The 11,166-nt window shown below is 53.3% G+C and carries 10 protein-coding genes; 8 read left to right on the top strand and 2 right to left on the bottom strand.

Annotation, left to right across the window (positions count from 1 at the left end; genetic code table 11):
- The 8 genes from Q0602_RS02300 to Q0602_RS02265 form a co-directional block, all read left to right on the top strand.
- On the top strand, positions 1-736 hold a 736-nt coding region (locus Q0602_RS02300), incomplete at its 5' end, for a DUF2345 domain-containing protein (RefSeq protein WP_298838313.1).
- 128 nt (positions 737-864) lie between these two features.
- Entirely contained in the window at positions 865-1,668 is an 804-nt protein-coding gene (locus Q0602_RS02295) for a DUF4123 domain-containing protein (protein ID WP_298838311.1), read from the top strand.
- Positions 1,665-4,397 carry a T6SS effector BTH_I2691 family protein gene (locus Q0602_RS02290; RefSeq protein ID WP_298838308.1) on the top strand — a complete coding sequence of 911 codons (2,733 nt, stop codon included), beginning with the start codon at positions 1,665-1,667 and terminating at the stop codon, positions 4,395-4,397. Before Q0602_RS02295 ends, Q0602_RS02290 begins: the two co-directional genes overlap by 4 nt.
- 10 nt (positions 4,398-4,407) lie before the next feature.
- Positions 4,408-5,448 carry a DUF6708 domain-containing protein gene (locus Q0602_RS02285; RefSeq protein WP_298838299.1) on the top strand — a complete coding sequence of 347 codons (1,041 nt, stop codon included), beginning with the start codon at positions 4,408-4,410 and terminating at the stop codon, positions 5,446-5,448.
- An 82-nt stretch (positions 5,449-5,530) separates the two neighbouring features.
- A complete protein-coding gene (locus Q0602_RS02280; RefSeq protein WP_367276904.1) occupies positions 5,531-6,565 on the top strand; it encodes a DUF6708 domain-containing protein in 1,035 nt (344 codons plus the stop codon).
- 219 nt (positions 6,566-6,784) lie between these two features.
- Positions 6,785-7,408 (top strand): hypothetical protein, encoded by a 624-nt coding sequence (locus tag Q0602_RS02275; protein WP_298838293.1) that lies wholly within the window; start codon positions 6,785-6,787, stop codon positions 7,406-7,408.
- Between the two features lie 582 nt (positions 7,409-7,990).
- A complete protein-coding gene (locus tag Q0602_RS02270; RefSeq protein ID WP_298838290.1) occupies positions 7,991-9,028 on the top strand; it encodes a DUF6708 domain-containing protein in 1,038 nt (345 codons plus the stop codon).
- 19 nt (positions 9,029-9,047) lie between these two features.
- Positions 9,048-9,473: a hypothetical protein gene (locus Q0602_RS02265; RefSeq protein ID WP_298838287.1), complete on the top strand. Its 426-nt coding sequence runs from the start codon at positions 9,048-9,050 to the stop codon at positions 9,471-9,473.
- A 193-nt stretch (positions 9,474-9,666) separates the two neighbouring features.
- Here the strand turns inward: Q0602_RS02265 and Q0602_RS02260 are convergent, their stop codons facing one another.
- Together Q0602_RS02260 and Q0602_RS02255 are read right to left on the bottom strand one after the other, a co-directional pair.
- Positions 9,667-9,864, bottom strand: coding sequence for a hypothetical protein (locus Q0602_RS02260; RefSeq protein ID WP_298838284.1), 198 nt, complete (start codon positions 9,862-9,864; stop codon positions 9,667-9,669).
- On the bottom strand, positions 9,861-10,883 hold the full coding sequence (locus Q0602_RS02255) for a LacI family DNA-binding transcriptional regulator (RefSeq protein WP_298838281.1): 1,023 nt from the start codon (positions 10,881-10,883) through the stop codon (positions 9,861-9,863). The genes Q0602_RS02260 and Q0602_RS02255 overlap by 4 nt, the downstream gene beginning before the upstream one ends.
- Between the last annotated feature and the right edge of the window lie 283 nt (positions 10,884-11,166).

Below are 11,166 nucleotides of genomic sequence, written 5' to 3'. Positions count from 1 at the left end.
ACAGCAGCTCGACAGCGCCTACCAGCTCACCGACAGCCTCAGCCAGAGTGCGGCGAACCACAACGCCGACGCCCTCGACAGCCGGACGAACCTCAAGCAGGCGGGTGAAGACGCCGACGACCGCTACGGCAATAGCGAACAGCTTTCGGATTCCGATCAGAGCAACGCCCGCGGTGCCACCGACAGCGGCGGCCGGGGCGAAGCGGCACGCATGAAAGCGCCGTGGCTGCATATGGCCTCGCCCGCCGGCATTACGCTGAGCACCCCGGAATCGACCCACCTGGCCCAGGGCAGATCGCTCAGTATCTCCAGTGGCGAGGACGTCAATATCGCCACCGGCAAGAGCCTGGTGGCGTCGATCTCCGAGAAGCTCTCGCTGTTCGTCTACCGCGCCGGGATGAAGCTGTTCGCCGCCCGCGGCAAGGTCGAAGTTCAGGCCCAGAGCGATGCGATGGAGTTGACCGCGCAGAAGGACGTCAAGATCACCTCCACCGAAGGGCGGGTCGAGATCAACGCCGCCAACGGCATCCTGCTGAACAGCGGTGGCGGCTATATCCGCATCGAAGGCGGTAATATCGACGTCCACGGCCCCGGCAAGATCGATATCAAGGGGGCCCAGCACAGCTTTGGCGGGCCGGCGAGCATGGATGCCGCCATGCCCGAGTTGCCGGAGGGCGCCTGTGAGACCCAGTTTGCCGGAGACGATTCGGCTTCTGCGGGTGCCAGCGCGCTATAGCCGGAGAGGCCGAGATCATGGAGCGTCAGAAAACGTCCCCAAAGCAGGATAGCCCGGCCTCTAGGGTTGGCGCGGCCAGGCCGTTCGACCCCAACTGGCTACAGCCGGATAGACATCGATATGCACTATTGAATCCGCTACACGTTGCGTCCAGCGATCGCGACGACCTGGATAGCCACACGTTGAAAACGCCGAGCGTCAAGGTACGTGATCCGCTGCTACCTCAGTTGGTCTGTTTGGAGTCACTCTCGCTGACACAGCGTGAGCATCTGGCCAAGCGGATCGAGCAGTACGCCAAGCGCGGTAGCGTCTTCCTGTCTGCCTTGCTGCAAAGTGAAGCGGACACCGAAGAGGTGATCAGGCACTTCCGTTTCACTCTCGAACAGCCACGTCCGGGAAGCCGGAGACGCTGGTGGCTACGTTGCTACGATCCGCGAGTTTTTCGTCACTTGTGCTGGCTGCTCGAGACCGCGAGCATGGATCGCCTGCTGGGTCCCATCACCTGCTGGCGTTGGCCGAATCAGTACGGCCAGTGGCATGCGCTCGAGCGCCATGAAGCATCCGATCTTTCGACTCGGGCGCCTTTGCTGTCTGCCTCACAGTCGTCGTGTATCGACCGCATGGCCTCTCTCAACGCCGTCATCGACCGGCTGGCCATGCTGAAGCCGGAAGCCGTGGCCTCGTTCGACGACTACAGGGATTTGGACGGTCTGCTGGTCAAGGCACAGCAGCTCGGCTTGACCGACGCCGAGGGCCGCCAACTCTACGCCGAGCAAGCCGCTCGTTTTCACCCACACATTCACGATCACCCCGAGATGCGACGGCGCCTCGATCAGACGGTCGAGACACAGGGCAGCTACGTGCGCCGCTGTGAAGACCTCTCAGCCCAGTCGTTACTCGCCATGGCACGGGAACTGGAGACCATCACATGAGTGGAGCATCCGAGGACGTACAGTCGATCGCCAATTGTCGCGTGTGCCAGCGCAGCGGGTTGCCGATTCTGCCGCTGCGATATGCCGTCACGCGAACGGATGGGGGAGATCAGGCCGGGCATCCTCCTGGCCCCGAGATTAGTGGCGCTTTGCTCGATGAGAGCCTCACGGCAACGCCATTACCTGAAGGGCAACGCTATACGCTCAGGCTGCTGCGCGCGGGGTTTCTCTACGTGTTCAACGAGACGCGTGGCCGCTGGATCGGCCATGTCGTCACCGACAAGGGCTATCTGATCGAGTACGTCGACGTCTCTCACGACGAAGTGGTGGCGATCGATCCCGATAGTCCGCAGCCCATCGATGGCCGCTTGCAGCCGCCTGCCGACGAGCAGGAGTTCGCCTGCGCCGCCAACCCCTCGCACGCCTATCCCGGGCGCTGCGTGATGATTCCCGGTGCCGACAAGGCCGATAACGTCTATCTCTCCTTTTCCGACGGGGCCTGGACCAAGCGGGTGTGGAAAGAGCACGCGACGAACGCGAACCAGCGACGTGACAACATGCGTCGGGTCTCGCTCGGGGCATGGCGTGGTGGTAGCGCGCCCTACGCAGAGTCGCTGGAAAAATTGGGGGACATCGTCGCTGAGGCCGGGCGTATCTGGACGCCGCCGGATCAGCATGGTGCTTCCGGCACATGGCGGCCCGGCGCTTCGGGAACCTGGGAGCGTCAGGACGGACACGCTTTCGAGTTCAGCCCATTTCCGTTCCATGGCATGAAAGAGCAGGTCGAGGGACTCAAGCGGTGGGCAGACGAGCAGGCCGAACCGCTGGATATGACACCCATGCTGGTCGCGCTGGAAGACCCGGTGGGGATTTCGGCAGATCTGGCTGGTTTGATGGCGGTGCGTCTAAAGGAATTCATGAACAGCGATGGACGTCGCTGGCCCCTTGCCACTGCTGCCACGATCAACGCGCTGGAACCTGCCATTCGAGAACAGGCCAAATTCCGCTATATCGACAAAAGAGTTGATTCAGGGCCTCTGCATCGACCCATCTTCGCCGGTCCCGGACAGCCACCCTGGGAAGAGCAGCAACGTGTCCATGCCTATCATGATCGTCTGGAAGCAAGTCGAGAGGCAGGCACAGACTTTTTCAAGCATGAGCGTGATAAAGCACGGAAAGAGGTTTCCGAGGGAATCACTCCTGAGGAGCTCCAACGGGAAGCCGATGACGCTTGGGAGCGATACCGTAGTCGCTTACGGGATGGCCAGCCTGAATTCTGGAAACAGACGCAGTTCAAGCCGGAGCAGGAACGTTTCGATCAGAACGTTATGTTGCCACTGGTTCATGCCCACCAAGCTTGGCTGACAGGGTCTTCCATCCAAAAGCAATTCGAAGCCCACTTCGACGACGAAGATGCCGAATCAGGGCAGGCATTTACCGATACAGTGGTGTTGTGCATCCAAGACACGCAGCAGTACGGCCCCGCTTTTGAAAAGTACGTAGAGTGGCTAACCGCACCCAGCATCACCGACGACAATTGGTTGCTGCGTGGTTTCCTGCTCAATTTGAAAGTGGTTCGTGACGCTGTCAACACGCAGGCAGCGCCAGAACTGAAGATTGATCAAGTTGCAACGCTATCGTGGACTGGTCTGGTATCAAGCTACCAATCTGCGACCGAACGCTTCCCAGACACGCAGGCGGCTCCCGGAAGATTACTGGGCGCAGTTATGGCTCCCATGCTGAGCGCGTTGGACGAGCAGACGGTTCGACCGGCGCTGATTGCGCTGGGTGTTATTTCGGGCCGCAAGGTAACCCATACGCGTGTGTCTGGACATGTCAGCGATGCCATCGATGGACTCATCGCAGAGATGCAGCGTGTCAACCCAGCCCTGCAAGGCGCCGATCAAACCTTGCTCAAGGAAAAGCTGCGGATCGAGACTCGTGGCAGTTATCGCCATATGCAATCACTGGGCAAAGGCAATTTCGATATTTCCATGGTCTTCGATACACTTTCCATCGAGGAAATCGATACCTCTAGCGACGGGCGCACGGTCGCTAACCGAGTCGGTGATACGGTCATGGATTACAATCAATGGCGCCGGACACAGGGTTCGGTCTGGGGCTCTATTGGGGATCGCAACACTCAGCTAGGTATTGTTAGCTTAGTCTTAGGCATGTGGGCACTTCGGGCCCAAGGAAAAGCTATGGATGAGGCGACTGCCGAGAATCGCACCGAAACGCAATGGCGTTTTGGGGCGCTGGTTGCGGGTGCCGCTGGCTCGGTCGCGGATACGGGTCATGCCATTCTGGAACGCTCCAGTCGGGTAGGCGGAAGACTGTCACAAAAAGCCGGCAAGATATGGCAAGGTGTGTTCCGGATTGGCGGAAGATTATTGGGTTTTGCGGCCGCGGTGGTGATGTCTTTCTGGGATCTTCATAATGCTTACGACAAAGCGCTAAAGGGGAGCGTTCTCTTAGCAAGTCTCTACTTGGGGTCTGCCGTTTTTGGAGCAGGTGCTTTTATTGCATTAACCTTTTTAAGCGCAACTGGGATTGGCATTGCTCTGGCAGCGGCAGCAATCGTAGTAAACATCTTTATTGCGTTGATGAGCAATAATGCGCTTCAAGATTGGATGGAGAAATGTTACTTCGGCGTAGAAGACTCCGATGAACGATTCCCGAGCTTTACATCTGAAACTGATGCATTTGAAGCCTTGAGCAATAATTAGGAACTAAGATATGAACTTCAAAGGTCTCGGACCCTATAAGTGGAAATACAAACTTAACCGTCCTCTGACCGACGAGGAAAGAAAAAACCATTTGGATGTAAAAAGCAGCGCGAGTAGAGAGATAGACGATGATCTCTCTGTGATTCGCTTAAATAGCACGTACTTAGAACTTGTAGATCGTTGGTATGCTGACAAAGGGCATGCTGTGATCTACGGAGCTCTGGGGGCATCCCCCATGATTTATGGTGTAGTAGCCGGACTACAGGTCACCATTGAAAAGATTGATCACCTTGAGATTGCATTATTTGGCATAGTGGCCTCCGCAATATGTTTTGCCATCTTGGTCATGTTTCTATGGTTTATTCACCTTGAAGCATTCCGTCGCACCCATTATCCTATCCGTCTAAATCGTAAAGCTCGCATGGTTTATGCCTTCAAGCCCAACGGATCAGTTATCCGTGCCTCGTGGGATCATATTTTTTTCTGCAAAGACAGTCACTATGTGCCCTTAATGGGCCGAAGGTTTTACGATATACGCGCGCACATCCTGGGTGAAGATGGCCTCACAGTTCGGGAAACCTTTACGCTGGGATATCCCTATTTTGGTGACGAGGAGCGTCTCCCCCTTCTGTGGGAATATATCCGAAGTTATATGGAAGACGACAAAGGTGTAAAGAAGAATTATGAGGCAACCAAGCTTTGCATGCCGGTTGGTGAGCGTCGAGAAGGTCTTTATTTCGGTGTCGTTCGAGGCTTTGGTATAGCGGCTTTTTCACCTTTCATTGCACAGGCTTTGATGTCGCCTATTTGGGCGGTGATTACTTGGGGGCGACTAATTGCCATGTACACAAGCCGCGTTCCACGTTGGCCTCAAGAAATTCAAGCCGAGTGCAGAGTCGATGAGAGCGATCCTTACCGTAAAGACTGGCATGACAACAAGGAGTTCAGTTTTATCGAAGGTCCATGGCCTATGATCTGGTTTGTGATCGGTAGTGCGGTCGCGGCATTAACGATTTATTGGACGATAGCCAGTATGGTTAATGCCATGTGAAGATGTCTCTGTGGCGCTTTTTAACGTGCATTAAGATTCCTGGCGCTTTGCATTTGGCTCTGGTGGTTAGAGAAACTTGAATATGAATATTACCGGCCTGGGGCCTTATAAATGGAAATATAAAATAGATAGGCCATTGGTTGAGGAGGAAAAACTTAACTGCCTCCACAAGAAAGACAAAGCTAGCAAAGAGCCTGATTATGACCTTTCTGTAATTTGTCTTAATAGTACTTACATGGAGTTGGTTGACCGATGGTATTCTAGCAAGGGGCATGCTGTAGTTTATGGGATTATGGGAGTGGCCCCTTTTGTTTTGGGCGCGGTTATAATGCTAGTTGCTGCTTTGGAAAGGCAGGGCACTTTTGCGATGTGGTTTGGGCTTGGGATTTCTTTCCTTTTTTCGCTTGTGGCGATTTGTTTTTTTTATTTGTTTTGTCTTGAGGCATTTCGAAGAACTCACTACCCTATTCGAGTTAATAGAAAAAATAGAATGGTTTATGCTTTTAAGCCCGATGGAAAGATTATTAAGGCATCTTGGGATGATCTGTTTTTTTGCAAGGCCTCAAGCAAACCTCCTTTAGGTGAAAGGGATTATGACATCCGCGCTCATGTCCTTGATGCTGATGGCGAAACTATTCGAGCCACCTTTACTCTGGCTATGCCGCACTCGGGAGCAGAAGAACGACTTGTAGATCTGTGGGAATATGTTCGGAGGTATATGGAAGAGGATAAAGGGGTGGTGGAAAACTATGAGCTGACTCAGTTTTGCTGGCCTATCAGTGGGCGTCGTGAGGGCGTGCGGTATGGCATAATTGGTGGGTTTAGTCCCGCGGCTGTTGCTCCGTACTTAATTCAGCTACCTTTTTCTCCGTATTTTGCTTTGATTACTTGGGGTCGTTTGATCGCCATGTATACGAGCCGTGTGCCACATTGGCCGGAATCTGTAGAAGCTGAATGCAGCGTTGCCGATAACGATCCTTATTTCAAAGACTGGAGAGATAATCGAAAATTATCTTTCAAGCAAGGCGTTGTGCCTGTAATTGGGTTTGTTATCGGAAGTATATTTTGGGGTATCGCCACTTACTATGCAGTTACAAATCTGATGCATGCTATGTAAGCTCCTTGTCTATTCGGGCACACTAGCTGCTGGCCTGGCGACCGAACTGATAGGTGGTGGTAATGCACATGCTCCAAAGTTAGCTATTGGTGCTGGAGCTATTGGGCTAGGTGGGTGTCCTCCATGAGGCCGCCGCGGAGTAATAAACGGAGCCCCTGACTGTTTGAAAGCTGTCAAGAGTATGGGGTTAACATTTCTTCATGTTCTGAGAGTTGTCTTATGCGCATTTCTGGTTTTCTCTTCTTTGGCGCTCTGTCTTTTCTTGTGAGTGGCTGCGATGGTGACATGGGCTGGGGGGAAGAAAAATCTTCGGAGATAGAGCCGTCGATTGAGTTTAGCACCAGTTTTCGCCCAATGCTGGATACAAAACACCTAGTGTCTGCGATTCTATCGGGAAGTGGAATGGCCCTGGAAAGCGAGCCAGGGGATAACCCGCCTCAGTATGCCGATTTGGCGTTTTTTCCTGTTCTTAATGCTGAGGAATTTGAAAAAATGGCAGACTCGTCTTATGGCCACTCACGTGGCCATTTGCCAAATCTATCTAGTACTGACTTCGATAAAAACTTTGTTTTCTTGGTTGCCTACCCCCGCTCTGATTCCTATCAAGCGGCTCGATCGGGAACGCAGGCGCTTTTCTTTACCAAGGTTGAGGTGGGCTATCCGGATGACAAGGTTGCATTGAAACTGTCGGCTAGTCGTTTAGGGGAGATGAGTATGGCCACCATGCTCTCTGGGGGCTGGAAAGGAGAGCTTTACGTAGTAGAACGACGTAAACGCGATCAATTAGAGGTCAGTATTGGCGATAAATCCTACCACTACTCACTCTGTAATGCTAATTGCTAGAGGGCGGTTAGTTTGGTTGTATGGAGACGAGATTGTCGACAGCAGTCGTCGTGTTCAATCACTTGGTAAATGAAATTTCGATGTGTCGATAATCTTCGACTCGCTGTCCGTCGATGAAGTCTATATATATGTCGATAGGTGTATGATCATTAATCGAGGTGGTGACTCGGTTATGCGTTGTAATTAGTGTGGCAAGCAGAATTCTCGGTTTGGGTCTGTGTTGGAGGGCGCAATACTCAGCTAGGTATTGGCACCCCTGTTTTAGGCATGCGGGCTTTTTCTGTCCAATGCCAATTCATGGACGAGAGAGTTGCCGATGAGCACATTGAAAAACAATGACGTTGAGTATGTCGATGTTATTTTTTGGCATTGTAATTTTTTCGAGAGCTGGGTTTAATGTCTTCTTGAACCTTGTGGTTCTAGTGATAACGGCTGTTATTGGCTTCCTTTGACTTGATAGAATAGGTAAGCGGCTTGATAAAACTATTTTTTTGGGAGTAACAGGAATGGCAGTTTTCCTAGCGTTAAAGCCCAAAGGGAATCAATGCTGGCTATGTCGGACGGCAACGAAGAGAATTAACCATGATGCTTGGTTGGACTCGACCTTTTCAAATTAATCGGCGCATATCTCAAGAAGAGATGCGCTCTCATTTTCTACTGCAGAAGGCTTCCTCCTATCTGCCAGACCCTTATGGTGCGCTTATTCGTTTTAATTCTGAGTTCTGTGAGATGATCGACTGTAGTGAGCGCCAAAGAGGAATGGCGAAAACACTTGTGTGCCTACTGGGGATCTTCGTTCTTTTTGTTTTCGGGATCTCTGTCTTTTTCATGCTTTTGTCTGATTATTTGTCGCAAGCAATCGGTTTCGTTTTTTTTCTGGTTTTTGTTTTTGTCTTCGCCGTCGTCACGGGAGGAGGAGGTTTGTTTCTCTGGCAAATGTATCTTAGATATGAATTCTTTTCTTGGAGATATTTTCCTGTCCGATTCAACAGGATGTCGGGTAAGGTTTTTGTATTCAGGAGCAAAGAGTTTGGCGGGGTTTTGGCTCTGGATTGGGGTGATATCTATTGGCATATAGGGACGGATGGAACGGGCAAAATATGTACCCTGAGAGGACATGTGTTAAATGGCTCTACGGTTGTTGAAACCTTTTCCGTAGGTAATTTTTTTCATCGGGACGAGGTTTATCGCATACTCTCCCTTTGGTGTTTTCTGGAAAAATATATGGAGCATGGTCCTCAAGACGCGGCTCCTGCTGCTGGAGATGAATTTATTTATTACTCGACGAAAGTGAGTTTTAGGAATTGCTTCGTTAGGGTTGTTTCAAACCTCTCTCCTCTCCTGGTGTCGCTACGCCACAAGCTTTTCTTTCTTTATTATCCAATTTTGTTTTCTTTAGTGCTCACACAATGGCTGGTGCTAAAGTCATGCCGTGAGCCAAGGTGGCCAGAATTTGTTGAGAAGTCATGCGCTCCTCGTGCTAAAAAATCTTTTGCTTGGGTAGAGCCTGAAAGAATTGGCCAGTTCCTAAGTAATGATCTGTTCTATAAACGGCTGCTCGAAAAAGAACAGTTCAACAAGAATTTGTTTGAGAATGGTTCGGGTTTCGTTGGGTTTTAGTTTTTTAGGAGATGTTGTTTTGAAAGGCGATAAAATATTTGTCTTGTGCGGGCTTTTGGTTTTTTTGTCGGGCTGCGAAGGGGGTCAGTCTGAGAAAGTGGAAGCCGTCGTAAGTATTCTCGAGTGCGAGCCTGGCAACATCTTTTATGAGTCAGATGATGCGAAGGCTGTTGTTGTTGCAACTGCCCCAGTCATGGGCCCTCCCCCAGAAGGGCATGTGAGCATTGCTTTCAAAAGCAAAGGGAAAATTTTGAGTACTGGATCAGCTAAATTGCACCAACAGCTCGGGTCGATTGGGTCTAGCGATCCTGATTATACTTCTGTGTATGAAGCGGAAGTCGGCTCGGGTGAACGGTTGGAATCCCTAGATGAGTGCGAGGTTACCAGGTATACGAGTGACTCAGGTAAAGAGGTCAGCTTTACTGTCAAACCGTTCTCGCAATAAAGAGGCTGTCTGTCAAAGTTCGCGGATGACAGTGTGCTGTTAAGGAGCCCGAAGGTGTTGGGTGGTTATAATGTCCGGTGACTTCGATTCAGGCGTGCGAGGCGCCTTATCGATTTGCCTTCGATGAGCCTCGGGGGCACTGGATTGGTCATGTCGTTACCGATAAGGGCTTCCTGATCGAGTAGTCGACATCTCACATGACGAGCTGCTGGCGCTCGACCCCGACGAGCCGGGACCGTTCGATGCCGATATACATGCGCCGGTAGAGGACGACGAGTTTCCCTGTCGCGGCAATCCGGAGCATGTCTACCCAGGACGCTGTATCACGGTACCGGCGGCTCAGGACGCTACAGAGCTTTACCTCGCCTTCTCGGATGACCGATGTCCTCAAACGCTCTCCCGTTCCACCAGCCTCACCCCCAGATCCATTCGCTTCTCCGCCTCCGGGAGTTTGCTGGCAAGACTGGCCAGCAGCAGCCGGGCGGTGTGCTGGCCGATCTCCCGGCGTGGCGGTTCGATGGTGGTGAGAGGGGGCACGGTGCTGGTGGTGAAGTCCAGGTTGCCGAAGCCGGCAAGGGCGATGCGGCCGGGAACGTCCCACGCCTGTCGCTGGCATTCGCACAGTACGCCGAGCGCCACCATGTCGTTGGAACAGGCAATGGCCTCGATCTCCGGATGATCCTGCATCAGAGCGTGGGTCAGTCGTCCGGTCTCCTCGGCGTGGCTGCGTCCGCTCAGCTCCCGCAGTTCGACCGTCCCGCCGGCGGCCTCCACCGTGTCCCGAAAGCCGTGGTAGCGGTCCCGTGCACGCACGTCGCGCTGGAAGTTGGTGCTCACGAACGCCATCCGGCGGCGTCCCTGCCGCAGCATGTGCTCGGCCACCAGGCGGCCGCAGGCGTGGTGAGAGAATCCCACTACCATGTCCAGCCCCGGCTGGCCGTAGTCCCACATCTCGACGATGGGCGTATCGTTGTTGGCCAGCACCGATAGCGACTTGCGGGTGTGCAGGAAGCCGGTCAGCACCAGGCCAGCGGGGTTCCAGCTCAGAATCGAGCGAATCAGCTCCTCCTCCCGCGCATCGTCGAATTCGGTGTTGCCGATCAGCAGTTGATAACCGGCGCTTCGCAGATGGCGCTCGAGGGTTTCCAGCGTCTCCGAGAAGAACGAGTTGGTGATGGTGGGCACCAGCACGCCGATCACGTTGGATCGCGACGACGCCAGCCCGCCGGCCATGGTATTGGGCAGATAGCCCAGCCGGTCGATGGCCGCCTGGATCTTCTCGGCGCGCCTAGGGGAGACCTCGTCCGGACGACGCAGATAGAGTGACACCGTGCTCGGCGACACGTTTGCCAGTCTGGCGACTTCTCCCATGGTGACGCGCTGCGAACCGCGTCGTCGTCGTTTGGCCAAGATTCCGTTACCTCGTTCCCGACCCCGCGCTCGGGTCGGATAAGCAGATGAAGTTTTTTTCGTTCCCCTTTGGGTCCCGCGCGCTAGGCACTGTCGGAAAACTGCCTGCGCTCGCCCATACGGCGTTAAAAATCGGCTGGTGCGCCAGCCCGGTCAAGATGCTCATTTACACCGCGTAAACTCCGCTCTTTCATCGATTTTTGCCTTGTCTAGCCTTCGCTCGTCGACTTTTCAGACAGCGCCTAGTGTAACGGGTCTGGCGCGGCGCTTCGTGAGGGGAGAA

Origin of the sequence: uncultured Salinicola sp., from assembly GCF_937921195.1 — a bacterium.
Taxonomy (GTDB): domain Bacteria; phylum Pseudomonadota; class Gammaproteobacteria; order Pseudomonadales; family Halomonadaceae; genus Salinicola.
The sequence above is the reverse complement of the archived record's forward strand: the minus strand, read 5'-3'. Positions and strand labels throughout refer to the sequence as shown.